At 60.0% G+C, this 26,984-nt stretch carries 27 protein-coding genes; 23 read left to right on the top strand and 4 right to left on the bottom strand.

Annotated features, from left to right (window positions below; genetic code table 11):
* The first annotated feature begins 24 nt into the window (after positions 1-24).
* The 4 genes from ruvC to IE087_RS08510 are packed head-to-tail and all read left to right on the top strand — an operon-like array spanning position 25 to position 2,891.
* Positions 25-528 (top strand): crossover junction endodeoxyribonuclease RuvC, encoded by a 504-nt coding sequence (gene ruvC / locus IE087_RS08525; RefSeq protein ID WP_189368888.1) that lies wholly within the window; start codon positions 25-27, stop codon positions 526-528.
* Positions 525-1,184, top strand: a complete 660-nt coding sequence (ruvA, locus tag IE087_RS08520) for a Holliday junction branch migration protein RuvA (protein WP_189368887.1) — start codon at positions 525-527, stop codon at positions 1,182-1,184. The genes ruvC and ruvA overlap by 4 nt, the downstream gene beginning before the upstream one ends.
* Positions 1,185-1,223: 39 nt before the next feature.
* Positions 1,224-2,258: a Holliday junction branch migration DNA helicase RuvB gene (gene ruvB / locus IE087_RS08515; RefSeq protein ID WP_189368886.1), complete on the top strand. Its 1,035-nt coding sequence runs from the start codon at positions 1,224-1,226 to the stop codon at positions 2,256-2,258.
* Positions 2,259-2,267: 9 nt separating this feature from the next.
* Complete coding sequence (locus IE087_RS08510) at positions 2,268-2,891, top strand: hypothetical protein (RefSeq protein ID WP_189368885.1); 624 nt, start codon at positions 2,268-2,270, stop codon at positions 2,889-2,891.
* Positions 2,892-3,047: 156 nt separating this feature from the next.
* Here IE087_RS08510 and IE087_RS08505 read toward each other — a convergent pair whose 3' ends face one another.
* On the bottom strand, positions 3,048-4,190 hold the full coding sequence (locus IE087_RS08505) for a lytic murein transglycosylase (protein WP_189368884.1): 1,143 nt from the start codon (positions 4,188-4,190) through the stop codon (positions 3,048-3,050).
* A gap of 628 nt (positions 4,191-4,818) precedes the next feature.
* Here IE087_RS08505 and IE087_RS08500 point away from each other — a divergent pair.
* The 18 genes from IE087_RS08500 to folD all read left to right on the top strand — a co-directional run bounded on the left by IE087_RS08500 (position 4,819) and on the right by folD (position 22,452).
* Positions 4,819-5,832: an ABC transporter substrate-binding protein gene (locus IE087_RS08500; RefSeq protein ID WP_189368883.1), complete on the top strand. Its 1,014-nt coding sequence runs from the start codon at positions 4,819-4,821 to the stop codon at positions 5,830-5,832.
* Between the two features lie 49 nt (positions 5,833-5,881).
* Positions 5,882-6,649 carry an ABC transporter ATP-binding protein gene (locus IE087_RS08495; protein ID WP_189368882.1) on the top strand — a complete coding sequence of 256 codons (768 nt, stop codon included), beginning with the start codon at positions 5,882-5,884 and terminating at the stop codon, positions 6,647-6,649.
* Positions 6,642-7,442 carry an ABC transporter permease gene (locus IE087_RS08490; RefSeq protein WP_189368881.1) on the top strand — a complete coding sequence of 267 codons (801 nt, stop codon included), beginning with the start codon at positions 6,642-6,644 and terminating at the stop codon, positions 7,440-7,442. Before IE087_RS08495 ends, IE087_RS08490 begins: the two co-directional genes overlap by 8 nt.
* A gap of 558 nt (positions 7,443-8,000) precedes the next feature.
* Positions 8,001-8,633 carry an MSMEG_1061 family FMN-dependent PPOX-type flavoprotein gene (locus tag IE087_RS08485; protein ID WP_189368880.1) on the top strand — a complete coding sequence of 211 codons (633 nt, stop codon included), beginning with the start codon at positions 8,001-8,003 and terminating at the stop codon, positions 8,631-8,633.
* A gap of 119 nt (positions 8,634-8,752) precedes the next feature.
* Positions 8,753-9,145 carry a YbgC/FadM family acyl-CoA thioesterase gene (locus tag IE087_RS08480; RefSeq protein WP_189368879.1) on the top strand — a complete coding sequence of 131 codons (393 nt, stop codon included), beginning with the start codon at positions 8,753-8,755 and terminating at the stop codon, positions 9,143-9,145.
* Between the two features lie 100 nt (positions 9,146-9,245).
* On the top strand, positions 9,246-9,941 hold the full coding sequence (gene tolQ / locus IE087_RS08475; protein ID WP_189368878.1) for a protein TolQ: 696 nt from the start codon (positions 9,246-9,248) through the stop codon (positions 9,939-9,941).
* A 3-nt stretch (positions 9,942-9,944) separates the two neighbouring features.
* Positions 9,945-10,415 (top strand): protein TolR, encoded by a 471-nt coding sequence (gene tolR / locus IE087_RS08470; RefSeq protein WP_189368877.1) that lies wholly within the window; start codon positions 9,945-9,947, stop codon positions 10,413-10,415.
* Positions 10,416-10,418: 3 nt separating this feature from the next.
* A complete protein-coding gene (gene tolA / locus IE087_RS08465; protein ID WP_189368876.1) occupies positions 10,419-11,528 on the top strand; it encodes a cell envelope integrity protein TolA in 1,110 nt (369 codons plus the stop codon).
* Positions 11,529-11,554: 26 nt separating this feature from the next.
* Positions 11,555-12,841 carry a Tol-Pal system beta propeller repeat protein TolB gene (gene tolB / locus IE087_RS08460; protein WP_373296501.1) on the top strand — a complete coding sequence of 429 codons (1,287 nt, stop codon included), beginning with the start codon at positions 11,555-11,557 and terminating at the stop codon, positions 12,839-12,841.
* An 87-nt stretch (positions 12,842-12,928) separates the two neighbouring features.
* On the top strand, positions 12,929-13,444 hold the full coding sequence (gene pal / locus IE087_RS08455; RefSeq protein WP_189368874.1) for a peptidoglycan-associated lipoprotein Pal: 516 nt from the start codon (positions 12,929-12,931) through the stop codon (positions 13,442-13,444).
* Positions 13,445-13,460: 16 nt separating this feature from the next.
* A complete protein-coding gene (ybgF, locus tag IE087_RS08450) occupies positions 13,461-14,288 on the top strand; it encodes a tol-pal system protein YbgF (protein WP_189368873.1) in 828 nt (275 codons plus the stop codon).
* 3 nt (positions 14,289-14,291) lie between these two features.
* Positions 14,292-15,539: a tRNA lysidine(34) synthetase TilS gene (gene tilS, locus IE087_RS08445; RefSeq protein ID WP_189368872.1), complete on the top strand. Its 1,248-nt coding sequence runs from the start codon at positions 14,292-14,294 to the stop codon at positions 15,537-15,539.
* Between the two features lie 77 nt (positions 15,540-15,616).
* Positions 15,617-17,536: an ATP-dependent zinc metalloprotease FtsH gene (gene ftsH / locus IE087_RS08440; protein WP_189368871.1), complete on the top strand. Its 1,920-nt coding sequence runs from the start codon at positions 15,617-15,619 to the stop codon at positions 17,534-17,536.
* A 130-nt stretch (positions 17,537-17,666) separates the two neighbouring features.
* The gene (locus IE087_RS08435) at positions 17,667-18,272 is read left to right on the top strand and encodes a ferric reductase-like transmembrane domain-containing protein (protein ID WP_189368870.1); all 606 of its coding nucleotides are present in this window, start codon (positions 17,667-17,669) and stop codon (positions 18,270-18,272) included.
* Between the two features lie 96 nt (positions 18,273-18,368).
* Positions 18,369-18,968: an MOSC domain-containing protein gene (locus IE087_RS08430; protein WP_189368869.1), complete on the top strand. Its 600-nt coding sequence runs from the start codon at positions 18,369-18,371 to the stop codon at positions 18,966-18,968.
* A gap of 302 nt (positions 18,969-19,270) precedes the next feature.
* Complete coding sequence (locus IE087_RS08425; RefSeq protein WP_189368868.1) at positions 19,271-20,947, top strand: formate--tetrahydrofolate ligase; 1,677 nt, start codon at positions 19,271-19,273, stop codon at positions 20,945-20,947.
* 109 nt (positions 20,948-21,056) lie between these two features.
* Entirely contained in the window at positions 21,057-21,530 is a 474-nt protein-coding gene (locus IE087_RS08420; RefSeq protein ID WP_189368867.1) for a hypothetical protein, read from the top strand.
* Positions 21,531-21,549: 19 nt separating this feature from the next.
* Complete coding sequence (gene folD / locus IE087_RS08415; RefSeq protein WP_189368866.1) at positions 21,550-22,452, top strand: bifunctional methylenetetrahydrofolate dehydrogenase/methenyltetrahydrofolate cyclohydrolase FolD; 903 nt, start codon at positions 21,550-21,552, stop codon at positions 22,450-22,452.
* A 26-nt stretch (positions 22,453-22,478) separates the two neighbouring features.
* Here the strand turns inward: folD and IE087_RS08410 are convergent, their stop codons facing one another.
* The 3 genes from IE087_RS08410 to IE087_RS08400 form a co-directional block, all read right to left on the bottom strand.
* Positions 22,479-22,886, bottom strand: a complete 408-nt coding sequence (locus IE087_RS08410; protein ID WP_189368865.1) for a PaaI family thioesterase — start codon at positions 22,884-22,886, stop codon at positions 22,479-22,481.
* A complete protein-coding gene (pdeM, locus tag IE087_RS08405; protein WP_189368864.1) occupies positions 22,883-23,554 on the bottom strand; it encodes a ligase-associated DNA damage response endonuclease PdeM in 672 nt (223 codons plus the stop codon). Before pdeM ends, IE087_RS08410 begins: the two co-directional genes overlap by 4 nt.
* A gap of 101 nt (positions 23,555-23,655) precedes the next feature.
* Complete coding sequence (locus IE087_RS08400; protein WP_189368863.1) at positions 23,656-26,097, bottom strand: ligase-associated DNA damage response DEXH box helicase; 2,442 nt, start codon at positions 26,095-26,097, stop codon at positions 23,656-23,658.
* A 310-nt stretch (positions 26,098-26,407) separates the two neighbouring features.
* On the opposite strand from IE087_RS08400, the gene IE087_RS08395 reads away from it, so the two are divergent.
* The gene (locus tag IE087_RS08395; protein ID WP_189368862.1) at positions 26,408-26,965 is read left to right on the top strand and encodes an ankyrin repeat domain-containing protein; all 558 of its coding nucleotides are present in this window, start codon (positions 26,408-26,410) and stop codon (positions 26,963-26,965) included.
* The last annotated feature ends 19 nt before the right edge of the window (positions 26,966-26,984 follow it).

Here is a 26,984-nt window from a genome sequence, read left to right as displayed (position 1 = left end):
AAAATCGGGCGAGGGCAGAACATCATGCGAATCTTGGGGATCGACCCCGGCTTGCGCCACATGGGGTGGGGGATCATCGACGCTGATGGTCCGCGCCTGCGCCACGTGGCCAACGGGATCTGCCATTCAACGGGCGATGATCTGTCTTTGCGCCTGCTGAGTTTGTTTGACCAACTCAGCACCGTGATCGCAGATCACGCCCCGCAGGCTGCCGCCGTGGAGCAGACCTTTGTAAACAAAGATGGGTCGGGCACCCTGAAGCTGGGGCAGGCGCGTGGCATTGCCATGCTTGCACCAGCCCGCGCCGGGTTGTCGGTTGGGGAATATGCTCCGAACGCCGTTAAGAAAACGGTGGTGGGCGTGGGCCACGCGGACAAGCGGCAGGTGGCGCATATGGTTCGGGTGCAATTGCCCGGCGTCGATATCGCCGGACCGGATGCGGCCGACGCGCTGGCTATCGCCATCTGTCACGCCCATCACGGCGCGGGGCAGAGGTTGGCCGCCGCTGTGGCGAGGGCGCGGGCATGATCGGAAAACTCTCGGGCCGTATCGACTACAAGGCCACCGATCACATCCTGATCGACGTGCGCGGTGTGGGCTATGTCGTCTATTGCTCGGACCGGACGCTTGCGGCACTGCCCCCGGTGGGACAGGCTTGCGCGCTGTTCACAGACCTCGTGGTGCGCGAGGACCTGATGCAACTCTTTGGCTTCCCGACGCTTGCGGAAAAGGAATGGCACCGCCTGCTCATGTCCGTGCAGGGCGTGGGCGCCAAGGCGTCGCTCGCCATTCTTGGCACGCTGGGCACAGATGGGACCAGCCGGGCCATCGCCTTGGGCGACTGGAACGCGGTGAAAGCGGCCAAGGGCATCGGCCCCAAGATCGCGCAACGCATCGTGCTTGATCTCAAAGACAAGGCCCCGTCTGTGATGGCCATGGGCGGCACGGTGGCTGAAGCAACCGGCGATGTCGTGGCCCAAGCTGCCGCCGAGGTGATCGAACCCATGCCCGCAGCCGCCCCACCGTCCTCCGCACAGGCCGATGCGCTGTCGGCCTTGGGCAACCTGGGCTACGGCCCGTCCGATGCCGCAGCCGCCGTGGCCCAAGCCGCAGGAGAGGACCCGGGCGCCGACACGCCTGCCCTGATCCGTGCGGCGTTGAAACTTCTGGCACCGAAAGGGTAGGGGTGGGCGGACGACACGTCCGCCTTACGAAAGAAGATGATGACCGACGCCTCTGATCCCACCCTGCGCGGAGCGCCTTTGCTTGATGATGATGCGGGCGGTTTCGACCGTGCCCTGCGTCCACAGCTTCTCGAAGATTTCGTGGGTCAGGCCGAGGCCCGTGCAAACCTGCGCGTCTTCATCCAGTCTGCCAAGCAGCGGGGCGAAGCGATGGATCATACGCTCTTCCATGGCCCGCCCGGTCTGGGCAAGACGACGCTTGCGCAGATCATGGCGCGCGAGTTGGGCGTGAATTTCCGCATGACATCTGGCCCTGTGCTGGCAAAGGCCGGTGATCTGGCCGCGATCCTGACCAATCTCGAAGCCCGCGATGTGTTGTTCATTGACGAGATTCACCGTCTGAATCCGGCGGTCGAGGAGGTCCTCTATCCCGCGATGGAAGATTTCGAACTGGACCTTGTGATCGGCGAAGGCCCAGCCGCCCGGACGGTTCGGATCGAATTGCAGCCCTTTACCTTGGTTGGCGCGACAACCCGTATGGGTCTGCTAACAACGCCCTTGAGGGACCGGTTCGGTATTCCTACCCGTCTGCAGTTTTATACCGAAGACGAATTGTTCACGATTGTGGAGCGCAACGCCCGCACCCTCGGCGCCCCTGCAGACGAGGGCGGTGCGCGTGAGATTGCGCGTCGTGCGCGCGGCACGCCTCGGATCGCGGGACGCTTGTTGCGCCGGGTCGTGGATTTTGCCGTCGTGGATGGCGATGGTCGTGTGACGCGGGAGTTGGCGGATGCAGCGCTGACGCGTCTTGGCGTTGATCATCTTGGTCTGGACGGCGCGGACCGTCGATACTTGCAACTCATGGCGGATCACTATGGCGGCGGACCGGTGGGCGTCGAAACCCTGAGCGCGGCACTGAGTGAAAGCCGTGATGCATTGGAAGAGGTCATCGAGCCCTATCTGCTGCAGCAGGGCCTGATTCAAAGGACCCCGCGGGGACGGATGCTGGCGCAGCGGGCGTGGCGGCATCTGGGGCTTGAGGCGCCGAAATCATCGGGCGACCTGTTCGACTAGGATATGCACATGACAGCAGATGATATCGAAGCGCTGTTCCGGCGCGAAAGCGGCGACTATGCCTTTGCCCGTTGGGGCCGCCCGATCGCGCCAGTGGTGTTCGGGGTGCTGGATGAAACGCTTGGTACGATCAAGGGCGCGGTTGAGGCGGTGTGCCAGTTGGCCGGTCACGACATGGCGGAGACGGACCCTGAGCTGGGGTCGAACTTCATGTGGTTCTTCTTTTCCGACTGGGCCGAGTTGCCCGAGGTGCCCGGGCTGGACAGGCTTGTGCCCGATCTTGAACCATTGGTGGCACGCCTGCACAAGGCCGACGCAAACCAATATCGGATTTTCCGGTTTGACGAGGCAGGTGCGATCAAGGCGTGCTTTGTTTTCCTGCGGATGGACCAGCATCTGAGCAAGGTCCCCGCGGAGACGCTGACCCTGAGCCAGGTGGTGCAGTCGATGCTGCTGTGGTCCGACTTGGCCTTTCGGGATCGTTCGCCGTTGGCTGTTGCGGGAGAGACGACCGTGCTGCGGCCCGACATCGCGGCGTTGATCCGCGCGGCCTATGATCCGGTGATGCCAGTTGCGGCCGATGACGCCTCCCACGCTCTGCGTTTGAGCGCCCGTGTGACAGCCGCAAGCTGATTTGTCCCCGCGGGGACAGCCTGTTCGGTCCATCCACAGGATTTCAATCGGTTTGTGATCCTCGCGCCATTTCAATGGCTTGCGGCAACGCACTGTTGCATAAGCGGAAATTAACCATACGCAGCCCATGCTGGCGCCGAAGACGGGCGGCGCGGTTTAGCCACCCAAAGACCGCAGCAACTCAACCGATGGATCCCCGGTGGCGGGCAGGCCGCGGCTGGTCTGGTAGGCGGTGATTGCCGCACGGGACTTTGGCCCCAGAACCCCATCTGCGCCGTCCGTGTCAAACCCTTGGGCTGTCAAGCGGCGTTGCAGATCGACGCGGTCATCCTTGGTCAGCCCGTAACGGTCGGGCGGGAAACTGCCACGCAAAGGGCCGCCACCTGCAATGCGGTCGGCCAGATGGCCCACGCCAATCGCGTAGCTGTCGGAGTTGTTGTATGTCTTGATCACCCTGAAATTGCGCGTGACGGCAAAGCGTGGCCCGCCAGGTTGAGGCTGGATCACGGTGCCCGAGGCGTCGCCCGTTACTTCGCGCCCCCAGCTTTGGCCCGATTGCCAACCATTGCGTGACAGATACGCGGCGGTAGAGGCAAGACTGTCAGACGGGTCATCCGACCAGATGTCCCGCCGCCCGTCGCCCGTGAAATCCACGGCAAAGGCCTGATAGGATGTCGGGATGAACTGTGTGTGCCCCATGGCCCCGGCCCATGACCCGGTCATGTTGGCGGGGCTCACGTCGCCCGATTGCAGGATGCGCAGCGCCTCGATCAATTGCTTTTCAAAGAAGGCTCCGCGCCGTCCGTCAAACGCAAGGGTGGAGGTAGCCGAGATCACGGGCACATCGCCGCGCCGTTCACCGTAAAAACTCTCCAACCCCCAGATCGCGGTCACGATATTGGCGGGTACGCCATAGCGCGCCTCGACCGCGTTCAGAGTGCTGCGGTGGCGGGCATAGGCGGCACGGCCCTTGGAAACACGTTCGTCCGAGGCTGCGATGGACAGGTAGTCTTCGAGCGTGCGGGTAAATTCGGTCTGGTTGCGGTCGCGCCGCACAACGCCCGGCAGATAGCCCGTGCCGCGGAACGCGGCGTTGAGCGTGGATTGCGAAATGCCTGCGCTCGCGGCCCTGCCGCGGAAGCTGGCGACCCATGCGTCGTAGGCGGCATTTGGGGTGGGGCGCAGGTCTGCTGGCAGGCCAGTGCTGCCAGTGCTTTGCGGCACCGATGTGGTCGCTCCGCAGGCAGAAAGGGAGAGAGCGCCAAGCCCAAGAAGGACAGTTCTGCGGTTGGGATACATGCGTGGCCTGCTTTTTGTCTACTGCTGCGGCGAACGTAGCTTGTGCCGGGCGTCCTGCAAAGGTTGCGTGTGTATGTCGGCGGTTTCACGGCGGTGCCGGCGTGTTGGTTACCGCAGTTGGTATATGGTTTGCTGACAGGTCCGCAACGGAGGCAGACTGGCAGCCTATGTGCCGACAGAACGCTTTGCGCAGAGGGTGATGGCTGACGCGCAAGACAAGACTGTTCGGGCAAAGACTATGCTGAGGAGCTGTTTGATCACTTGCACCCGTCTTGGTCCTGAGCCGATGGAACAAGAGCGATACAGTCCAACAAAAGGACTCGTGCACCCCAATTTTCGAGTTGCTGACTCGTTCGCTTTGGTGTGACATGGCATGAGCAACTGTGTCGCCGTTCCACAATAAGACGGTCGGCGCTTGCGACAGCCCGCGTCCGATGGAATTGCATCGCCGGCATTTGCCAGAGCCGGTTTTGCCATGGGTTGCGATGTGCGGTGGCAGGCGCCGAACTTCCGGCAGAAGGGGCTTTGGGGACGGTTCTTGCTCAAGACGAACGAGCGGCTTACCGTCTGGGCGCAAGAAGAGTAAGTGCCTGAATTGAATACGAACTGAGGACGACAGGAGGACATTATGACACCATTCAATCGCCGCAAAGCATTGGCCCTTATAGGGGGTACGGTTGCTGCATCGGGGCTTGCCGCTCCGGCGCTTGCTTCAAACAAGAAGATCAAGGTTGGTGCCCTGCGCTTTACCTCGCATTCGGGCAATTTCGTTGCGTTTGAACGTGGCTATTTTGCCGAAGCCGGGCTGGATGTGGAATTCGAGTTTTTTCAGGCGGCCCAGCCGATGGCGGTGGCCATTGCGTCGGGTGATGTGGATTATGCCGTAACTGCCATGTCGGGTGGGTTGATCAGTCTGGCGGACAAGGGTGCCATCAAGATTATTGGCGGTGCACTCAGCGAAGAAGCCGGGATTGACGGGCAGAAATTCCTGGCCTCGGATGCCGCTTTTCAAACCGGTGTCAAAACGCCAAAGGACCTTGCAGGCAAGAAATTTGCTGTCACGCAGGCGGGATCTTCGTTCCACTACATGGGCGCAAAAATGGCGCAGGCAGAGGGGATCGACATGTCATTCACCCCCTTGCAAAAGGTTGGTGCGATCATTGGTGCCATGAAATCCGGGCAGGTTGACGGCTGGTCGATCGTGCCGCATATCGCGAAACCCCTGGCGGGATCGGGGGCTGTGCACATCATTGGCAACGTGGCGGATTATCTTCCCGATTATCAGGTTACCACTGTCTTTACCTCGGCCGGGAATGCCGCGAACGAGCGCGGCCTGACGGAAAGCTTCCTGGCAGGCTTTTCCAAGGGTGTGGATGACTATGCGGCGGCCATGATCGACAAGACGGCGGATCAGGAAGCGATGATCGACCTGATCCACAAGTACGTGTACACGGATCGCCCGCGCGAAAAGGCTGCGCCATCCATTGTGAATGGCACAATGCGGCTAAATGCGGGTGCGTCACTGAATATTGCATCGATCCAGGATCAGCTGAGCTGGTTCCAGGCCGAAGGGTTGGTCGATGCCGATATCAGTATCGACCAGGTTGTCGATCAATCCTACGTCGACATTCTCGGCGCATAACCCTTCTCAAGCAGGGCCGGCTTCGGTCGGCCCTTGCTGGCGGTATCCCATGGACATACGGCTCGACAACATCAGCCATTCCTATGATGACTTCGACGTCATGCGAGACATCTCACTGGATATTCCCAGCGGGCAGATTGTGTGTATCGTGGGGCCTTCTGGCTGTGGGAAGTCCACGCTTCTGCGGTTCATTGGTGGATTGGAACGTCCGGCTTCCGGGCGCGTTCTGCAACTGGGCGCGCCGCCTGCAGGGTGCCTTAACCCGCTGACCTATATATTCCAGGATTTCGCGCTTCTGCCGTGGCGAAGCGTGGCTGGGAACGTGTCTCTTGTCTTGGAAGACCACGGTATCAAGGGGGCGGACACACGGAGGATCATTGATGACGTTCTGGCCCGGACCAAGCTGACGGATTTTGCCAAGGCGTTGCCGAAGCAACTGTCGGGGGGGATGAAGCAGCGGGTCGCGATAGCGCGTGCCCTGGCCGTAAACCCGGCCGTCATGCTGATGGACGAACCGTTGTCTGCGCTCGACAGCCAGACACGGGAACTTCTGATGGATGACCTTGTCGATTTATGGACGCGGCAGCCGTTCACGGCGGTCTATGTCACCCACAACCTGGCCGAGGCGGTGCGGCTTGGCCATCGCGTCGTTGTACTGTCACGGCGACCCGGACAAATCCGCGAAGTGGTCGAAATAGACAAACCTCTTGCGCAGCGCGAATTCGGTGACGCCGATCTGGATGCGTATCAGAAGCATCTGTGGCACCTGATGCGCGACGAGGCGCGTGCGGCGGATGCAGAGTTGATCAATGTCTGAAGCTGCGAAAGAGAAGGCGGTTGCCTTTCGCGGCGGTGGCTTTGCGCCGAGACCGCGCCGTTGGGTTGGCTTTGCGGTGTTCCTCGGCCTGATCCTGGTCGCCGAGTGGGGCACCCGGGCCGGGTGGATTTCGGCACTCACGCTACCCAAACCCTCGGACGTGCTGGCCACCTTCCGGGAGCTCTATCAAAGCGGCCTTTTGTTCAAGCATCTTGGGCCATCGCTGTCGCGGCTGGTTGTCGGTGCGGCCATCGGGGCAAGCATCGGTATCAGTGTCGGCATTCTGATCGGGCTGTCATCCTACATCCGTTCGGGCCTTGTCCCGTTGGTTGCGGCACTCTTTCCCATTCCGAAAATCGCCCTGCTGCCATTGTTCGTGATCTGGTTCGGCATTGGCGAAGGGTCCAAATATGCGCTGATTGCTTTTGGCACCTTCACCCCAACGGTGGTCGCCACATATGGCGCGGTCGACAATGTGGACCGGACGCTGATCCGGATGGGGCAAAGCTTTGGCCTGACCTGGTTTTCCATCGTGCGCAAGATCGTGTTGCCGGGGGCAATGCCGGGTATCCTTTCGGGCCTTCGCATCAGTCTGGCCATTGCCATCATCCTGTTGGTGGCTGCTGAAATGCTTGGCGCGGAATACGGGATTGGGGCGTACATCCTCCAGGCCGGTTCACTCTATGATCTGGAGCGGCTCTTTGCCGGTGTTGTGATCTTGTCCCTGTTGGGTGTTTTGGTCAGCGCGCTTATCGGAGTGATAGAGCGCCGTCTTCTGGACTGGCGCACGTGACCTGAACGCTTGGGTGCTTCAAATATGTGTCCTTCCTGCGCGATTGTGGATTGGAGGTGCACGACGGTCTCGGCGTCATCGGATTCATGCGGTCTGACACCTGTTATCCTGAGGGCTGACACCGGGTGTGTTCTTGGTGCATGACCTTGATCGCAACAGTCGCGAACTGATCACGAACCGACGTTTTGATTTCGACCTGCATCATGATCTGCTTTTGGACATCGGTAACGCGTTCAAAGCTTTTTGGCCATCACTGGTTTCTGGAAGAGCCGGGCACCGCGCCGGTTTCCCGTGTTCACGTCCCGAACGCCGAGAATATGCCGGTACAGGAGGCAGCCACCTGAAACACCATCAACGGTCGTGTGCCCGAGCGCATGTGTTTGCAATCGAAGGCGTACCGCACCAAGGCGCATGTAGACTGGGCATTGATACCTGATGAGCACGGCAAGCCCGATTGGTAGATGAACAGGTGCGCGCCGTGTTTTTGTTGACCGGTTTTGTCGTAACGAGGTCTAATTCTCCCAACGTCTGCAGGCGCCGCAGCAAAGGAGACACGCAATGTACCAACCCACGGATGTGGTCACCTCGATTGACGATGTGTACCGGGACATGCGCCGCCCCTATGTCAGTCAAACATCGAAGTTCATCGACAGAATTGACCGCCACATTCGCGCGTGGATCGAATGCAGCACCTTTCTGACGATGGCAACGGTGGATGCGAAGGGAAACATGGATGTTTCTCCGAAGGGGGATCCAGCGGGCTTTGTGAAGGTTCTGGATGACAAGACGCTCGCAATTCCCGACCGTCCGGGCAATCACCGCTACGACGGGTTCCAGAACATTATGGAGACGGGACGCATCGGTCTTGTGTTCCTGGTGCCGCATCGCAAGGAAGTGGTGCGGGTGAACGGGCATGCACAGGTGATCCGGGATATGCCCGTGCGGCAGGCCTGCGAGATCAACGGAAGAGTTCCGGATTTTGCCATTCTCACACGTGTCGAGGAAGCCTTTTATCATTGCGGAAAGTCCATCATCCGCTCGGGGCTGTGGCAGCCTGACACCCATCCGGAACCAACGCATCTGCCCACCTATGCGGAAGCATTGATCGCGCATGGCAAGCTGGATGTGGATTATGAGGAGATGCATGCACATTTGCGCAACAACGAGGAAAACCGGTTATACGATGAGTGATCACCGGTGATCCGGTCGATGTGTCGGCGGTTCTTGTTGTCAGGCAAACAGGTGGCGCGTGGGCTTGCACGCCTTTCACTGGTCGGTATCTATGGCCATACCCAACCTGAGCAGGCCCCATGACCCCGCACCGCTTTCCCATCATCGTCTATTACGAAGACACCGATATGGCCGGTGTCGTCTATTACGCCAATTACCTGCGCTATATCGAGCGGGCCCGGTCGACCATTGTGGAGGAGATGGGGCTGGATCAGAACGCGATGCGCGAAAAGGGCATTGTGTTTGTCGTCACGCGTGTCGAGGCCGATTACATCTCTCCCGCGCGCATGGGGGATCGGTTGGAAGTGGTCACGACGCACCAAGCCGCGGGCGCCGTGCGGTGGACCTTTGATCAGGAAGTGCAGCGGGGCGGGCAGGTGCTGTTCCGTGCGCATGTTGTCGCCGTCACCATGACGACGGAGGGCAAACCGGTACGTTTGCCCGCGGAAATCCGCGCAATTCTTGCGAAATAGGCGTGTTCTGACGCCGAAGTGATAGCTTTCCCCTTGGGTTTCCCTTAGTGTTTGCGCCAGACAAGAGCCGAACAAGCGGCCAAACAAAAGAGCAGGCAGTATGGAAGCAGAAACGCTCGCCCTGGCGCACGAGGTTGATTTCTCGATGTGGGGGCTTTTCTTGCGCGCGACCTTTACGGTGAAATTGGTGATGATCGTGCTGATCGTTGCATCGTTCTGGGCGTGGGGCATCATCATTCAGAAATTGCTGGTTTACCGTCGTGCACGGGCTGAAGCGGATCGATTTGATCGCGCGTTCTGGTCGGGTGAGCCGTTGGACGGCCTATTCGAGAAGATTGGGCCGGAGCCCGATGGGGCCTCGGAAAAGGTCTTTGCCTCGGGCATGATCGAATGGCAGCGCTCGCACCGCGAGGATGGCGGGTTGATTGCAGGGGCCACCAGTCGGATCGATCGCAGCATGGACGTTGCGATTGCGAAAGAGGCTGAGAGTTTGCAGGGCGGGTTGACCGTGCTGGCGACTGTCGGCTCCTCCGCGCCGTTCATTGGTCTGTTTGGCACCGTGATCGGTATCATGAACGCGTTTATCGAGATTGCGGAGCAACAGAATACCAACCTGGCTGTTGTCGCCCCGGGTATTGCCGAGGCATTGCTGGCGACCGGTTTGGGCCTGTTGGCCGCTATTCCGGCGGTGATTTTCTACAACAAGCTGAGCGCGGACAGTGACCGCATCGTGGCGGGATACGAGGCGTTCTCGGACGAGTTTGCCACCATCCTGAGCCGCCAGTTGGACGGCTGAGCCATGGGTGCAGGTGTCATTCAAAAAGATGGCGGCGGGTCCCGGCGGCGCAAGCGCAGCCGGGCGCGTCCGATGTCCGAGATCAACGTCACGCCTTTTGTGGACGTGATGCTGGTGCTTTTGATCATCTTCATGGTTGCGGCCCCGTTGCTGACCGTGGGTGTGCCGGTGAACCTGCCTGAGACGGCGGCCAATGCGTTGCCCACTGATCAGGAAGAACCACTGACGATCACCGTGACCGCCACAGGCGAGGTGCAGATCCAGACCACAGCCGTTGAGCGCGCCGATCTGGTCGGTCGTCTCCGGGCCATCGCGGCCGAGCGTGACAGCGACCGTGTGTTCCTGCGCGCGGACGGCGCCGTGCCTTACGAACAGGTCATGCAGGTGATGGGGGCCCTCAATGCGGGTGGCTTTTCCAACATCGGTCTTGTGACGGATATTGGCGGCCCGACGCTGGATGGCGAGGGGGAGTAACCCTTGAACACCGGGCAGGTCATATCGGGCATCGGGCACGCGGGCCTGATCGGCTGGATGCTGTTTGGCGGGTCCTTTCAGTCAGAGCCGTTGCCATTCGAAGTCACCGAGGTCTCGGTCATTTCCTCGGATGCGTTTGAGGCGTTACTGCCCAGCGGACCAACGCCTGATACCGCAACTGACGTCGCCTTGCCTGTGGAGCCTGACGTACAACCTGACCCCGTCGAAACACCTGTGCCGGATCAAGCTGTCGAGGCAGAACCGCCCGAACCAACCCCCGCACCGCAACCCGATGTTGTCCCTGAGTCACCCGCACCGGAGCCCGAGCCGGAGGTTGTTGATGATGCGCCCGTGCAGCCGGCGCCTCAGGATCAGGCTGTTGTTGTGCCGGATGTTGCGCCGCGCCCTGTTCCGCGCGCCGCTGAGCGGGTTGCACCCGAACCCGTCGCGCCGCCCGAGCCGGAGGCCACGCCGGACGACGTTCAGCAGGATGCCGTAACTGAAAGCGAAACGGGCGAGACGCAAGCCGAGGAGCAGGACTCGACAGCGCCGGAAGAGGCGACAACCGAAATCGTGACCGAAGCGGAAGAACCCGCGGGCGCGCCGACAAGGTCCTTGCGCCCCCCGGCGCGTCGCCCCAGCCCGCCCGTGCAGACTGCCGAACCGGCGCCGGAGCCAGAGCCCGAGACACCGAGCACTCCGTCGGCAGAGCCTTCGGATACAACAGATGATGTCAACGATGCTTTGCGTGAGGCGCTGGGTGGCGCGGACCAAGAGGTGCCGCAGGGCCCTCCTTTGTCTGCTGGAGAAAAGGACGCGCTGCGTGTTGCGGTGTCGAATTGCTGGAATGTCGGATCGTTGTCGTCCGAGGCATTGCAGACCACGGTGGTTGTCACTGTGGACATGGCACAGGATGGCAAGCCGGTGATCCCTTCGATCCGCCTTGCCTCAAGTTCGGGTGGCAGCCAGGCCGCTGCGCAGCAGGCCTTTGAAGCTGCGCGACGTGCCATTATCCGCTGCACACGCGATGGATATGATCTACCTGCCGAGAAGTACGGGCAGTGGAAGGAAATCGAGATGACGTTCAATCCCGAAAGGATGCGTATCAAATGATAGTTCGAGCGCTTTTTCTGGTCCTGATGTGTTTTACCCCGATCTGGGCCGTGGCACAGAATGGTCCCTTACGGATCGAAATCACCGAAGGTGTCATCGAGCCCTTACCCGTTGCGATACCTGATCTGGTGCCCGAAGGCGGTGCCACTGGCGATTGGGGACAGCGCATTGCTCGAGTCGTCGCCGAAGACCTGACGGGCACAGGGCTGTTCCGGGAGATCCCGTCCTCAGCCTTTATCAGTCAGGTCAGCAGCTTCGCAGCACCCGTGCAATATGCCGACTGGAAAGCGATCAATGCACAGGCGCTTGTTGCGGGTGCGGTTAGCGTGAACGGAAACCAGATTTCGGTAAAATTCCGGCTGTACGACGTTTTCTCGGGCGCAGAGCTGGGTGAAGGCTTGCAACTGGCGGGCACGACCGACGCCTGGCGTCGTATCGCGCACAAGATGGCGGACGTGGTCTACAGTCGTATCACAGGTGAGACAGGGTATTTTGATAGCCGTGTCGTCTTTGTCAGCGAAACGGGCCCTAAGGACAGCCGCCGCAAGCGGTTGGCTGTCATGGACTATGACGGCGCGAATATCCAGTACCTTACCGGGTCCGAGGATATTGTGCTGGCGCCGCGGTTTTCAGCCACAGGCGATCGCGTGCTGTACACCAGCTATGAAACCGGGTTCCCGCGCATCTATGTTTTGGACGTTGGGAGCGTGCAGCGTCGCGTGCTGGAAAGTCAGCAAGGCACGATGAGTTTTGCCCCCCGATTTGCTCCAAATGGGCAAACGGTGGTCTATTCGCTGACCCAAGGGGCCAATACGGATATCTGGTCCATGAACATCGGATCGGGGCAATCGCAGCGCCTGACATCGACCCCGGCGATCGAGACGGCCCCGAGTTTCAGCCCGGATGGCAGCCAAATTGTTTTTGAAAGCGACCGGTCCGGTACACAGCAGCTGTATGTCATGCCTGCCGGTGGTGGCGAGGCGCGGCGCATATCCTTTGGCGAGGGGCGCTATGGCACCCCTGTTTGGTCGCCTCGCGGGGATTTGATCGCCTTTACCAAGCAATCCAAGGGCCGTTTTCATATCGGTGTCATGCGCACAGATGGCAGTGAAGAACGATTGCTGACGGCGTCTTTTCTGGATGAAGGCCCGACATGGTCCCCGAATGGCCGCGTCATAATGTTTGCGCGCGAAACCCAAGGGGCGGCCGGGCGATCAACACTGTATTCGGTTGACATCAGCGGTAGGAACCTGCGCCCTGTGCGTACACCTGATGGCGGCTCGGATCCGTCTTGGGGACCGCTTCAGAGATGACGCTCCACGTTTTCTTGTTTGGAAGAACGTGATAAACAAACGGAAAGACGCCAAGCAGTTGGCGCGACAAGCAGAGAGGCACAGGCCATGAAAATGAAATCTTCGATCGTGATGATCTGTGCGGCCTTGAGTCTGGCCGCATGTACTGATCCCGCCCGATTTGGTGGCGGGGCTGATGGAACCGATCCGTCGGCCAACACTGGCGGGGTGGTTCCTGGCAGCGCGTCGGACCCTGCGTCGCCCGCCTATTTCCAGCAGGCCGTAGGGGATCGTGTGCTGTTTGCAGTGGATCAGTCAACGCTGACCGCCGAAGGGCGTGCAACGTTGGACGGCCAAGCCGTATGGTTGTTGCAGAACGCGGACTACACCGCCGTGATCGAAGGGCACGCGGACGAGCAGGGTACACGGGAGTACAACCTTGCCCTTGGTGCGCGTCGCGCTGATGCGGCCCGTGCTTATCTGGTCAGCCAGGGTGTACAAGCACGCCGCCTACAGGTCGTCAGCTTTGGCAAAGAGCGCCCGATCGAGGTATGCAGCGAGGAAGCCTGCTACGCCAAGAACCGTCGCGCTGTCACCGTGCTTGCGGGCGGCTTGACGAGCTAGAAAAACACGACGGGGAATGTCTTTGGTGAAACGGTATTTTGTCACAATAGCGCTGGCGGTCAGCCTGACAGGCCCGGCGCTGGCGCAGGATCAGACCCTTGCCGATATCCGGCAGGAACTGGTGGTTCTCAACACCGAAGTGCAGCGCCTGAAGCGCGAGCTGTCCACAACCGGTGGTGTGGGCGGCGGTGCGGCAGGCGGGTCCGTATTGGACCGTGTCAACACCATTGAGGTCGAGTTGCGGCGCCTAACGGACAAGACCGAGCAACTGGAGTTTCGCATCAACAGTGTTGTGACCGATGGCACCAACCGGGTTGGCGATCTGGAGTTCCGTCTCTGTGAGCTGGAAGAGGGCTGTGACATCTCTGCCCTCGGTGATACCCCGACACTGGGCGGCGGCGAGGCGCCGACGGCAACCGCGCCCGTCGTCCAGCAACCTTCAACGGATGCGCCACAACTGGCAACACAGGAAAAAGCAGATTTCGAGCGGGCGCAGGAGGCGCTCGCTTCCGGTGACTTTCGCTCCGCCGCAGACCAGTTTGCGACCTTCAATCAGACCTACCCGGGTGGACCGCTCGCAATAGAGGCTGAACTGCGCCGCGGTGATGCATTGGAGGGGCTGGGCGACGTGCGGGAAGGTGCGCGTGCATTCCTGTCCGCGTTCACTCTGTCGCCGCAGGGGCCAATGGCCCCTGAAGCGTTGTTCAAGCTTGGTGCGGCACTGGGCCGGTTGGGGCAGACCCAAGAGGCATGCGTGACATTGGCCGAGGTTGGAGTGCGCTTTCCCGGCGCTGCGGTCATTGCCGATGCCCAGAACGCGATGCGCAATATCGGCTGTTCCTGAAACATGATTGCCCCCCTGATCGCTGCCATTGAGGCGCACATGGGGGCAAACCCGCCTGAGCGTATGGCCGTGGCCGTGTCGGGTGGAGGAGATTCGGTCGCGCTATTGGCCGCATTGGTCCCTTATTGCCGGGACAAAGACGTCGAACTGCACGTGATTACCGTGGATCATGGCTTGCGCGAGGAAGCCCGAGACGAGATTGCCCTTGTTACTGACCTGTGTATCCGTTGGAACCTGCCGCACCATGTCGAGTACTGGGTTGGTTGGGATGGCCAGGGCAATTTGCAGGCTGCTGCTCGGGATGCCCGGTACGAACTTATTGCAAACTGGGCCTGTGCCAATCGTATCGGGCATATTGCAGTTGGCCATACGGCAGATGATCAGGCCGAAACCTTCGTGATGCGATTGGCCCGTGGATCAGGTGTCGACGGTTTGAGTGCCATGGCGCCAAGGCGGATTCGTCACGGCATTACTTGGGTGCGCCCTTTTCTTGAGATTGAGCGCATGACGTTGCGGGATGTTTTGCGGGACGCAGGGATCAACTGGTGTGACGACCCTAGCAACCTATCCCATGATTTTGAACGCGTTCGCGTGCGCGAGGCCTTGGCCGTCCTGAATCCACTTGGTGTGACGACAGGGAAACTGGTGGAAGTGGCGGATCACATGGCGCGCGCGCGCGACGCGCTGGACTGGCAAACTTTTCTGGCCGCTCGCGAAATGGCGGACGTCGTGCACGGGGTGATCTCCATTGATTTGGCCAAGTTTCGACTGCTGCCGCAGGAAATTGCGCGCAGGCTCATGTTGCACACGCTCAGCTGGACGTCTCACAGCACTTATCCGCCGCGCAAGGATGCGGTGGCGCGCACCATTTCCGCTGTTCGGGGTGGTGGGACCGCAACCTTGGATGGCTGCCACATCTGTGTAGAAAACGGGATGATCTGGGTGTTTCGCGAATTGAACGCGGTCAAGGACATAGTGTCTGAAGTGGGTGACATGTGGGATGACCGTTGGGTGATTGCCGGGCCCGAAGACGATCCGGATTTTGAGGTCAGGCCGTTGGGATATGAAGCACTGGCAAACATCGAAGGGTGGCGCAATTTTGGCCTTCCGCGCGCTGCACTGGCCGCCTCTCCGGCGGTTTGGTATGAGGGCCGTCTGGTCGCGGCGCCCTTTGTTGGGCTCGATGATGAGTGGAGTGCGGAGTTGGACGGTGGAAAAGATGCCTTTTTTGCAGCACTTTTATCGCATTGAACATGTGCGCAGCATGTCTATCTTAAGGGAAACGGTGCGGGCGATGGCCGCGTGCCGATGTAATCAGGAGACTTTCCTTGGGAAACGCACGTAATATCGCCTTCTGGGTTGTTCTGTTTCTGCTGATCCTCGCGCTGTTCAACCTGTTTGGCGGGTCGGGCAATACACTGCAAAGCCGTGAGATCACCTATTCCGAATTTGTGTCCGCTGTCGAAGACGGATCGGTCACGCAGGTGACCCTTGATGGCGAGCAGGTGCGCTTTCGCCGTGGAACGGATGACTTCGTGACCATCAAGCCCGAAGATGCGGCGATCACCGAGTTGCTGATCGCAAACGAGGTGCCTGTACAAGTTGAACCGCAGCAACAGTCCGGGTTCCAAACGTTTATCCTGTCGCTCTTGCCCTTCCTGTTGCTGATCGGTGTGTGGATTTACTTCATGAACCGGATGCAGGGTGGCGGCAAAGGCGGGGCCATGGGCTTTGGCAAGTCCAAGGCCAAGATGCTGACCGAAAAGCATGGCCGCGTGACCTTTGATGACGTGGCTGGCATTGACGAGGCCAAGGACGAACTGGACGAGATCGTCGAGTTCTTACGCAACCCGCAGAAGTTCAGCCGTTTGGGCGGAAAAATCCCCAAAGGTGCGCTGCTGGTGGGCCCTCCGGGCACAGGTAAGACGTTGTTGGCTCGCGCCGTTGCCGGTGAGGCGGGTGTGCCGTTCTTCACCATCTCTGGTTCTGACTTTGTTGAAATGTTCGTGGGTGTGGGTGCGTCCCGTGTGCGCGACATGTTCGAACAGGCCAAGAAAAACGCGCCCTGTATCGTGTTCATCGACGAGATCGACGCTGTGGGTCGCCACCGGGGCGCGGGCTATGGCGGCGGCAATGACGAGCGTGAACAGACGCTCAACCAGCTGCTGGTCGAGATGGACGGATTTGAAGCCAACGAAGGTGTGATCATCATCGCGGCCACCAACCGTAAGGACGTGTTGGACCCCGCGCTGCTGCGCCCGGGCCGTTTTGACCGTCAGGTCACTGTGGGCAACCCCGATATCAAGGGCCGTGAGAAGATTTTGGGCGTACATGCCCGCAAGACGCCGCTGGGTCCTGATGTTGATCTGCGCATCATCGCGCGCGGCACGCCCGGGTTCTCGGGTGCGGACCTAGCCAACCTTGTGAATGAGGCGGCTTTGATGGCGGCCCGCGTGGGTCGTCGGTTCGTCACAATGATCGATTTTGAATCCGCCAAGGACAAGGTCATGATGGGCCCCGAGCGCCGCAGCATGGTCATGACGCCTGAGCAGAAGGAAATGACCGCCTATCACGAGGCTGGGCACGCGCTGGTCGGGCACCTGCTGCCCAAGTGCGACCCTGTCTACAAGGCGACGATCATTCCGCGTGGTGGTGCGCTCGGCATGGTGATGAGCCTGCCCGAGATGGACCGCCTGAATATGTTCAAGGATGAATGTCACCAGCGTCTGGCCATGACAATGGCCGGCAAAGCGGCCGAAATCCACAAATATGGCCCCGATTCCGTGTCCAACGGTCCGGCGGGCGATATTCAGCAAGCTTCAGCTCTCGCGCGTGCGATGGTGCTGCAATGGGGCATGTCAGACAAGGTCGGCAACATCGACTATTCCGAAGCCGCACAGGGCTATCAGGGCAACACGGCTGGTTTCTCGGTCTCTGCCAACACCAAGGAGTTGGTGGAGCAGGAAGTTCAGAAGTTCATTCAGGATGGGTACGACTGGGCACTGAAGGTCATCACCGAGAATGAAGAGAAGTTTGAGCGTCTGGCGCAGGGTCTCTTGGAATACGAAACCCTGACCGGCGAAGAGATCGAACGCGTCATGAACGGTGAGCCACCACATGCGCCTGATGATGAGGATGGCGGATCAGCGGTTGAGGACAAGAAGCCCAGCCTGACGGCTATTCCCAAGGCGAAGAAAAAGTCGGGCCCGTCCGGCGATGGTGGGATGGAGCCCGAGCCCACAGGCTGATCCCGATCCAGATATGTGAAAAGGCCCGCTTCTGAGTGGGCCTTTTTCTTTGATGCTTGCCATCACGTCCGTGCGAGCGGGCTTGTAGCGTTTCTCCAAGACTGCCAGGTTTTGAACCATGTGGTCCCCAATGGCTCTTTTGCAGGCGACAGTACAGTCCGTTCCTGTTTTCTACCTCGCCATGCTGTGGCCGGGACAAAGCGCCTTTCGCGGATTATGGAACGCTGACGCATACTACCCGGCTCTGATGTTTGACAGCGGCGTTTGGTCGGTGTGGTTGTTGATCGCGACGCTTTCAGTCACCCCGACCTTGCTATTGATCAACCGTATTGGGGGCGGGCAGGGATTCGGACGTTGGCTGTTGCGCAGACGGCGGCATCTGGGCCTCGGCAGCGCAACCTATGCGGCGCTGCATCTATGGTACTACTTGGCAGATGAACGCAGTCTGACTGCTGTCCTTTTCGATATGTGGCACCTGGAATTTGCCGTTGCCTGGTTGAGTTTTGCTTTTTTTGTTGTTCTCGCATTGACGTCGAACAACTGGTCGGTGCGGCGCTTGGGGCGGAAATGGAAATCCCTGCATCTGCTGGTCTATCCTGCTGCCGCACTCGCGCTGTGGCATTGGTACTTGCTGGATTGGTATGTTGGTCGATCGATCTTCTGGTGCTGTGTTTGCCTGGCGCCGCTGTTGGTCCGCCCGGCCTTGCGTCGTATGCGCAGACCGATCCAGCCGTAAGTCATCACGAATTGTGCGCGCGCGGTAGCAAAGCGTCATTGGTCATGCAGGCAGCGCGCTGATAGGACCCTGGAAACACTTGATTGAGGGGTCGACATGCCTGCACTGAAACCGACATCCTTTACGGCAAAGATCACGTGGCTGGGGCACGTTCCAAGCCGGGAGGCCAGCTTGCGCGCTGTGCCTGCCCGATCTGTCGACGTCACGTTGGATGGCTTTCCGGGTGAGGATCATGGTGGACCGACGCGTCCATCTTGCGTGCGCGTACGGTCGCAATATACGCCCGGAACAGAGATACGTAACACGCGCCAATTGTCGATCCTGAGTGCCGAGGAACTGGCCGCGACAGCGACCGAGATGGGGTTGGAGCACATTGATCCTGCATGGGTCGGAGCGTCCCTGGTGATTGAGGGGATTCCTAATTTTACCCATGTGCCCCCGGCCTCTCGCTTGATGTCGGAAAGCGGCGTGGGTCTTGCCATTGATATTGAAAACCGTCCCTGCATCTATCCCGGCAAGGAGATTGAGGAAGAGGCACAGGGTCTGGGGAAGCTGTACAAGCCAGCGGCCAAGGGACGGCGTGGTGTGACGGCCTGGGTCGAACATGGTGGGCGGTTGGCGGTTGGGGATGTGCTGACCCTGCACGTGCCCGATCAGCCGGTCTGGCCACATCTGGAAGCGGCGCGCGCAGGCTAACCAGAAGGGGCGCAGGACACCTGCGCCTTACAGGTTTGATCCCTCGTAAGGCAGAGGTGTCCTCTGCCGCGCGGGCGCAGTGAACTGCGCCTTACGGTGTCACATCTTGGTCGTAAGGCGGAGGTGCCCTCCGCCACCGGACGGGTTTCGCGTTCATGCCCACCGTTTCCGAAATGAAACCGGCGACTGTGATTGGGCCGCTGCAACGTCCCAAAATGTCGGAATCGCACGCATATCCCCTAGGCATACGCCTGTATGCAGGCCACGAAAGACATGCCCATTCAGGACTGCGGGGAGCGACCATGGCCTATAAATCCGACATCGAAATCGCGCGCGAGGCGCAAAAGAAACCGATCCAGGAGATCGGGGCCAAGCTGGGTATCGAAAGTGCCGATCTGCTGCCCTATGGGCATGACAAGGCCAAGGTGTCTCAGTCCTTCATCAACTCGGTGCAGGATCGCGAGAATGGCAAACTGATCCTTGTGACGGCCATCAACCCCACGCCTGCCGGTGAAGGCAAGACGACGACCACCGTGGGTCTGGGTGATGGTCTGAACCGCATCGGCAAGAACGCGTGCGTTTGCATCCGCGAGGCGTCGCTTGGCCCGAATTTCGGGATGAAGGGCGGGGCCGCAGGTGGTGGCTATGCCCAGGTTGTGCCGATGGAAGAGATGAACCTGCATTTCACAGGTGACTTCCATGCCATCACTTCGGCCCACTCGCTGCTGTCGGCGATGATCGACAACCATATCTACTGGGGCAACGAGCTCGAGATCGACACACGCCGCGTCGTGTGGCGCCGCGTCGTCGACATGAACGACCGGGCGCTGCGCCAGATCACGGCGTCGCTCGGCGGCGTTGCCAATGGCTTCCCACGTGAGGCAGGCTTTGACATCACCGTGGCGTCCGAGGTCATGGCGATCCTGTGCCTCGCCAAGGACCTCAAGGACCTGCAAAAGCGTCTGGGTGACATGATCGTGGCCTACCGCCGCGACCGCAGCCCCGTCTTTGCGCGCGACATCAAGGCCGATGGTGCAATGACCGTTCTGCTCAAGGATGCAATGCAGCCAAACATTGTGCAGACGCTGGAAAACAACCCGGCCTTCGTCCACGGCGGTCCGTTCGCCAATATCGCACATGGCTGTAACTCCGTCATCGCCACCACAACGGCTTTGAAACTGGCTGACTACGTTGTGACCGAAGCGGGCTTTGGAGCGGACCTTGGTGCCGAGAAATTCATGAACATCAAGTGCCGCAAAGCGGGCCTCGCGCCCTCTGTCGTTGTTTGTGTTGCGACCGTGCGCGCCATGAAGATGAACGGTGGCGTGGCCAAGGCCGATTTGGGCGAAGAGAATGTGGATGCGGTCAAGGCGGGTTGCCCGAACCTGGGGCGCCACATCGAAAATCTGAAATCCTTTGGCGTGCCGGTCGTCGTGGCGATCAACCACTTTGTCACCGACACCGATGCTGAAATTCAGGCGGTCAAGGACTTCGTGGCCGAGCAAGGAGCCGACGCCATCCTGTCGCGTCACTGGGAACTGGGCTCGGAAGGTTCTGCGGATCTGGCAACCAAAGTGGCGGAACTGGCGGATGCCGATACCGCGAACTTTGCGCCCATCTACCCCGACGACATGCCTCTTGCGGAGAAGATCCAGACCATTGCCAAGCGCATCTATCGCGCGGACGAGGCGCTCATGGACAAGAAAATCCGTGATCAGCTGAAGCTGTGGGAAGAACAGGGCTATGGCAACCTGCCGGTCTGCATGGCGAAGACGCAATACTCTTTCTCGACCGATCCGAACTTGCGCGGTGCGCCCACGGGCCACTCAGTGCCGGTACGCGAAGTGCGTCTGAGTGCCGGTGCAGGCTTTATCGTCGCTGTCTGCGGTGAGATCATGACGATGCCCGGTCTGCCCCGCGTACCGTCTGCGGAAAACATCATGCTGAACGATGATGGTCAGATCGAAGGCCTGTTCTGATCACACATCACCTCTCGGCCCCGTCACAAAGCGATGACGGGGCTGAAATCTCATTGACCCGACACCGCTCCGGCGGTCAGCGTGCTCTCCATTACTTGGAGGACGACCTATGACCAGATTGCTTGCACTGATTGCCACCCTTGTCTTTGCCGCCGCGACGGCCCAGGCGCAGGAGCGATATGAGGGGTACTACTACCCGGATGTGACCTCGACAGAGGATTTCACCCGTGTGATCCGCGAGGCGCCTGATTCCAGCAAGGGCGTGCGGGTCGAGTTCGTAACGAACCTGACAGTGGCCCAATTGGCCGCCCCCGAAAGCCCGCGATTTGTGTTTTTTGCCAAGGGGGCAGACGCGAAGCATCTGACTGTCATTGCGCTGGACGATGACGTTTTTTCGACCCTGTTCCGTGCCCGCGCTGTGTTGGCGCAAATGACTTCCAATATGCGCAACAATGACTTCTTTCGCGCGCAAGAGCTGCAATTCGTAGCAACCTTCTTTGATCTGCTGCAACTGATGGAATTCGACACACTGGTGATCAGCGATGGCGAAACCTGGGCGCATCAGGTGAATTTTGTCCGATAAGTGAGGAGATCCAATCGACATGACCGCGACTGTAATTGATGGCAAGGCCTTTGCGGCCAAAGTGCGGGGCCAAGTGGCTGACCATGTGGCCCGCCTGAAAGAAGCGCATGGGATCACGCCCGGTCTTGCCGTTGTGTTGGTGGGCGAAGACCCGGCAAGCCAGGTCTATGTTCGGTCCAAGGGCAAGATGACCGTTGAGGTCGGCATGAAGAGTGTTGAGCACAAGCTGGATGCCGACACGTCCGAAGAAGACCTTCTGGCAGTTGTAAAGTCGCTGAACGAGGACCCGGAGATCCACGGTATTCTGGTGCAATTGCCGTTGCCCGGCCATTTGAATGAGGATCTGGTGATCAACTCCATCGATCCGGCCAAGGATGTAGATGGGTTCCACATCTCGAATGTGGGTCTGCTGGGAACCGGGCAGAAGTCGATGGTGCCCTGCACACCGCTGGGCTGCCTGATGATGCTGCGCGATCATCATGGCTCGCTGTCGGGTTTGAATGCCGTGGTTATTGGCCGGTCAAACATCGTTGGTAAGCCGATGGCGCAGTTGCTGCTGGGCGATAGCTGTACCGTGACGATTGCGCATTCACGGACGAAAGACATTCAAGATGTCGTGCGAGGTGCGGACGTTGTCGTGGCGGCTGTTGGGCGGCCAGAGATGGTGACCGGTGAGTGGATCAAGCCCGGTGCCACGGTGATCGACGTCGGCATCAACCGGATTGATGCGCCCGAGAAAGGTGAGGGCAAGACGCGGCTGGTGGGGGACTGCCACTATGACAGCTGCGCCGACGTGGCGGGCGCCATCACGCCCGTGCCGGGTGGTGTGGGGCCGATGACCATCGCGTGTCTGTTGGCGAATACCGTGACGGCGTGCTGTCGTGCAAACGGGTTGGCGGAACCGGAAGGCCTGACAGCCTGACGCGCGGGGCCGAGGACACCTCCGCCTTACGTCTTCACCGGGACCATCGTGCCCTGCAAGATGGCGGCCAGTGTTTCTTTGCCCCCGGTTACGGCGAACACCTCTGATGTGACTACAATCAAGCGACGGCCGGGTTTCACGACCCGGCCTTTTGCCCGGAGCCGCTCGCCCGTTGCGGGCGCAATGAGGTTGATCTTGATCTCTGCGGTGACAACTTCCTGGTCTTCGGGGAGAGTGGTGAGTGCGGCATAGCCTGCCGCGCTATCCCCAAGGCCGAAGGTGAGCGCTGCGTGGGCAAAGCCCTGTTGTTGGCGGCTGCTGGGCAGGATCGGGGCCGAGATAGTAACGAGACCTGCTTCGATAGCGTCCAGAGTGGCACCAAAGGTCTGCATCATGCTTTGCCGTGCAAAACTGGCTTTGATCCGGTCCTTCATGCAGCCCCACGGGGCATGGGCACTTGCACTGGCCGGGGACCGGTGAGCACGGCGCTTGCATCGGGACGCATCAGTTGGCTTAGCGTATGGCTGTGGCTGCGTAGGCCGCCGGTATACGTGCCGTAGGCGGGCAGGATCAGCTTGTCGCTGTCGATCAAAAAGGCAGGACGCGAGATGGCGCGTGCTCGTGTCTGTAACGTCGCCTTTGGGTGGTAGTGCCCGGACACCTCGCCACTGGCGCCGGGCTTGGCGATATGGCGGAAGGTGAGCGCCCCGATGGGCAGTTCAGCCAGGTGCGTGCCGCCGAATTCTATCGGGCCGGGATCGTGATTGCCCTCGATCCAAACCCAGCGGCGACCTGCCTGCAGTTTGGTGATCCAAAGCCGTTCCTCTTCGGGCAGGGTGCGTGCCGCGGTGAGGTCATCGAAGCTATCACCAAGGCAGACAACCGTGCGTGCGCCTGTCGTTTCCAGATCAGAGGCGAGGCGGGTGAGGGTATCGCGCGTCTCGTACGGAGGCAGTTGCATACCGCTGCGTCTGGCGATGCGTTCGGCCTTGCCCAGATGCAGGTCCGAGATGCAGAGCAGGTTTTGATCGGGCCAATAGAGTGCACCGGATCCAAGCGCCTTGAGCGCTGCGCCAGCGAGAGAGAGATCGCACGTGTTCATATTTTGTTCATAGCGGTGGAGGCGGGGCGCATCAAGATGCGCCTTGCGGTTGGGGCGCTGCCCCAAACCCCGTGGTATTTCCGGTCAGAAGAAGCTGGGGACTAGAAGGGGACGCGCCATTCCCTTTTCCTTGGTTCGGGCGGCAGGCCCGCAGTGGTCATTAACCGTTCTGCTTCTTCGGCGAGCAGCTTTTCTTCGGCGAGCCCCTTGATGGGCACACGACCCACTTCGAGCATCAGCGGGGCCGCCAGGGGCGTGATGCGGTCGTGTTCAATCAGGTCGATGCGGGTGCCGATGCGCGCGCACATTTCTTCGATCCGGCCAAAGTCGACAAGACCACGCATCGCTTCTTCGCGCGTGATCTGCAGCATGAGATGGTCTGGGTCGTATTTGGCGAGCGTGTCGTAGAGGATGTCGGAGCTGAAGGTGGCTTGTCGTCCAGTCTTGCGGTTGGAGGGCAGGTTGCGTTCGATCAATCCGGCGATCGTGGCGGACGCGCGGAAGGTGCGTTTCATAACGGCGTTGCCCGCAAGCCAACGGTCGAGCCCGTCCCGCAGGGCGTCGATGTCAAACAGCGGGGCCGGGTCAGTGATCTTGTTCAGACCCCAGATCAGTGTCGCATAGTCGGTGGCGAGAAAGCCGAGGGGGTTCAGGCCCGTTTCCTCCATTCGTTTGGTCAGGAGAAGTCCGAGTGTTTGCATGGCGTTACGGCCCGCAAAGCCGTAAACGGCTGTGTGGATCCGGTTGTCATGCGGGAAGCTTTCAATGAGAAGGCGGCCCGGTTCGGGCAGGCGGCTGACTTGGCGTTGCAGGGTCAGCCATTCGGATGTGTGTGGCGGCAGGGCAGGCCATGTGTCTTGCTGGAACATCTCGATGATGCGGTGGCTGAGCTGCGTCGAGGTGGCAAATTTGGTGCCGAGGAAGGTGGCAATCTTGGGCTTCTTTGCGGCGTCTCGGGTCACCTGAACTGTCATTTCGCGCAAGGAATCGTAGCGGACAATCTGCCCGCCGATCAGGAATGTGTCGCCCGGTGTGAGTGAGGCAGCAAAGCCTTCCTCGATCTCTCCCAAAGGTTTGCCGCCACGGCCCTTGTAGCGGACCTTGAGCGTGTCGGTGTCCTGAATGGTACCAATGTTCATACGGATGCGTTGGGCGCTGCGCGGATCGCGGAGTTGCCATTGACCGTCAGGGCGCTGTTGCAACCGCTTCCATTGATCATAGGCGCGCAGGGCGTAACCGCCAGTGGCACAGAAATCGAGGCAAGCGTCGAACTCTTCTTTACTCAGTGTGCTATAGGCGCCGGTGCTTTTGACCTCTTCGTAGAGGGTCGTTGCATCAAAGGGGCCTGCGCAGGCACGGATCAGGATGTGTTGGCAGAGAACGTCGCGGGGGCCGGGACCGCGGGGATCGCCGTCCAATGCTCCAGCTTTCACAGCGTCCAGAGCGGCCACGCACTCCACCACTTCGAAGCGGTTGGCAGGTACCAGCAATGCCTTGGAGGGTGCGTTGTAGCGGTGGTTGGCGCGGCCGATCCGTTGCACCAGACGTTTGACGTTCTTGGGTGCGCCGACCTGGATAATCAGGTCAACGTCACCCCAGTCGATACCCAGATCGAGCGTACCGGTACAGACGATGGCCTTGAGTTGGCCGTCAACCATGGCCTGTTCGACTTTTTCGCGTTGTTGGCGATCAAGCGAGCCATGGTGGATGCCGATGGGAAGCTGGTCTTCATTGGCAAGCCAGATGTTATGGAAATAGAGCTCGGCCTGGGCGCGGGTGTTGTGGAAGATGAGGGTGGTCTTGTGTTTCTTGACCTCTTCCAGCACCGCCGGGATCGCGTATTTGCCGCCCGACCCAGACCATGGGGGAGGCTCGTCTGTCACCAGCATCTTGATGTCCGGCGGTGGGCCGGGGTCTGCATGGAGTATGTCGCAAGGGTCGGGGTGTTTTGCCAATAGGTGAGCAATGGCCTGTGGGTCCTCGACTGTGGCGGAGAGGCCGACACGCTTGAGATCGGGGCGGAGGGCTTGGAGGCGGCTGAGCGCGAGAAACATCTGGTCGCCGCGTTTGCTTTCCGCAAGCGCGTGGATCTCATCGACGATCACGCGTTTGAGGCCTGCGAACATGCGCGGCGCGTCTTCGTAGGATGTGAGCAGCGCAAGGCTTTCCGGTGTCGTCAGCAGGATGTGCGGTGGGTCGGCGCGCTGTCGTTTTTTCTGAGTGGCGGAGGTGTCGCCGGTGCGGTCCTCGATCTGGATACCGAGGTGCATTTCGCTTACAGGTGTCCGGAGATTTCTTTTGATATCAGCGGCTAACGCCTTGAGTGGGGAAATGTAGAGCGTGTGCAACCCTTCGTGACCATTCTCTGCCAGATCGGCCAGTGTTGGCAGGAAACCGGCCAGTGTCTTGCCGCCACCCGTGGGCGCGATCAGCAGGATGGCGGGGTCATTTGCGCGTTCCAGCATCTCTTGCTGGTGAGGGTGGATGTTCCACCCTTTGGAGGAGAACCAGTCGGTGAAGATGCGTGGGAGGGTGGCAGTCATGGGGCGCAATGTAGCGGGTGTGGCGCAGGTGGGAAGTGTGGGAGCCTCCGGCGGGGATTTTTTTAAAACAGGGAAGGGGGAGATGACTCGTACGGGGATTTACCCAGTGTTCAGGGAGGTTAAGCGCGTATGGCAGGGTGTCACCCCCCGTGCAGCATCCGTACACCCCCTTTACACCCCCAACGGACGGTCGTGGTGAGGTTAACGCAACGCACGGTGAACCGGTGTGACCTTGGCCACCGCGAAGCGCTTGTGTCGTGCGGGCAGCCTTTGCCTTGGCAGTGATGTATGTTCATGCCAATGCTCGCGCATGTCAGAATTTGAGCCTGGTGTCCCGAAAGACCTTTTCAATGAGGTCTTTGAGGCGATGCGCGAAGGAAAACTCGCGTTTTTGAAGTTTGTTGCCGAGGCTTACCCACCTTTCCCATTTGGGCAGGACACAACATTTACGCGATCCTGGGTCACCCACGCGATACACGCGCGCCAGTTCGCGGTTTTCGATTGGGTTTTGGCCCAGGGGGGACCTGCAAATTTTTGTGATGACGAAGGATACAGTCCTCTGAAGTCGTTGTTGGAAATGGAAAGGTCTGTCGCGAACGCCTTGAGTGCAAGGGAGATCATCACCTGGATTGACAGGCTGATCGAGGCAGGAGCGGACGTGAACTTTCGTCACACGCTGGATGAGACCGCCTTGCATCGGGCTGCGATGATTTCGTCGCCTGCCGTGGTCCGGCATCTTCTCGCCTGCGGTGCTGATCCACATGCCTATGATGCAGAATACACGCCTGCGCAGCCCATTCACTATGCGAAGCGGTCCTTGTGGAAGGAAGAGACGACAAAGCTGTTGCAGGCTGCGATGAAGCGCTGACTGGGTATGAGAGTGGAAT

Origin of the sequence: Tateyamaria omphalii (genome assembly GCF_014651375.1) — a bacterium.
Lineage (GTDB): Bacteria > Pseudomonadota > Alphaproteobacteria > Rhodobacterales > Rhodobacteraceae > Tateyamaria > Tateyamaria omphalii.
The sequence above is the reverse complement of the archived record's forward strand: the minus strand, read 5'-3'. Positions and strand labels throughout refer to the sequence as shown.

Coding starts and splice junctions, on each gene's coding strand:
- ruvC (WP_189368888.1), top strand. CDS start 25: ATGCGAATCTTGGGGATCGACCCCGGCTTGCGCCACATGGGGTGGGGG.
- ruvA (WP_189368887.1), top strand. CDS start 525: ATGATCGGAAAACTCTCGGGCCGTATCGACTACAAGGCCACCGATCAC.
- ruvB (WP_189368886.1), top strand. CDS start 1,224: ATGACCGACGCCTCTGATCCCACCCTGCGCGGAGCGCCTTTGCTTGAT.
- IE087_RS08510 (WP_189368885.1), top strand. CDS start 2,268: ATGACAGCAGATGATATCGAAGCGCTGTTCCGGCGCGAAAGCGGCGAC.
- IE087_RS08505 (WP_189368884.1), bottom strand. CDS start 4,190: ATGTATCCCAACCGCAGAACTGTCCTTCTTGGGCTTGGCGCTCTCTCC.
- IE087_RS08500 (WP_189368883.1), top strand. CDS start 4,819: ATGACACCATTCAATCGCCGCAAAGCATTGGCCCTTATAGGGGGTACG.
- IE087_RS08495 (WP_189368882.1), top strand. CDS start 5,882: ATGGACATACGGCTCGACAACATCAGCCATTCCTATGATGACTTCGAC.
- IE087_RS08490 (WP_189368881.1), top strand. CDS start 6,642: ATGTCTGAAGCTGCGAAAGAGAAGGCGGTTGCCTTTCGCGGCGGTGGC.
- IE087_RS08485 (WP_189368880.1), top strand. CDS start 8,001: ATGTACCAACCCACGGATGTGGTCACCTCGATTGACGATGTGTACCGG.
- IE087_RS08480 (WP_189368879.1), top strand. CDS start 8,753: ATGACCCCGCACCGCTTTCCCATCATCGTCTATTACGAAGACACCGAT.
- tolQ (WP_189368878.1), top strand. CDS start 9,246: ATGGAAGCAGAAACGCTCGCCCTGGCGCACGAGGTTGATTTCTCGATG.
- tolR (WP_189368877.1), top strand. CDS start 9,945: ATGGGTGCAGGTGTCATTCAAAAAGATGGCGGCGGGTCCCGGCGGCGC.
- tolB (WP_373296501.1), top strand. CDS start 11,555: ATGTGTTTTACCCCGATCTGGGCCGTGGCACAGAATGGTCCCTTACGG.
- pal (WP_189368874.1), top strand. CDS start 12,929: ATGAAAATGAAATCTTCGATCGTGATGATCTGTGCGGCCTTGAGTCTG.
- ybgF (WP_189368873.1), top strand. CDS start 13,461: ATGTCTTTGGTGAAACGGTATTTTGTCACAATAGCGCTGGCGGTCAGC.
- tilS (WP_189368872.1), top strand. CDS start 14,292: ATGATTGCCCCCCTGATCGCTGCCATTGAGGCGCACATGGGGGCAAAC.
- IE087_RS08435 (WP_189368870.1), top strand. CDS start 17,667: ATGGCTCTTTTGCAGGCGACAGTACAGTCCGTTCCTGTTTTCTACCTC.
- IE087_RS08430 (WP_189368869.1), top strand. CDS start 18,369: ATGCCTGCACTGAAACCGACATCCTTTACGGCAAAGATCACGTGGCTG.
- IE087_RS08425 (WP_189368868.1), top strand. CDS start 19,271: ATGGCCTATAAATCCGACATCGAAATCGCGCGCGAGGCGCAAAAGAAA.
- IE087_RS08420 (WP_189368867.1), top strand. CDS start 21,057: ATGACCAGATTGCTTGCACTGATTGCCACCCTTGTCTTTGCCGCCGCG.
- folD (WP_189368866.1), top strand. CDS start 21,550: ATGACCGCGACTGTAATTGATGGCAAGGCCTTTGCGGCCAAAGTGCGG.
- IE087_RS08410 (WP_189368865.1), bottom strand. CDS start 22,886: ATGAAGGACCGGATCAAAGCCAGTTTTGCACGGCAAAGCATGATGCAG.
- pdeM (WP_189368864.1), bottom strand. CDS start 23,554: ATGAACACGTGCGATCTCTCTCTCGCTGGCGCAGCGCTCAAGGCGCTT.
- IE087_RS08400 (WP_189368863.1), bottom strand. CDS start 26,097: ATGACTGCCACCCTCCCACGCATCTTCACCGACTGGTTCTCCTCCAAA.
- IE087_RS08395 (WP_189368862.1), top strand. CDS start 26,408: ATGTCAGAATTTGAGCCTGGTGTCCCGAAAGACCTTTTCAATGAGGTC.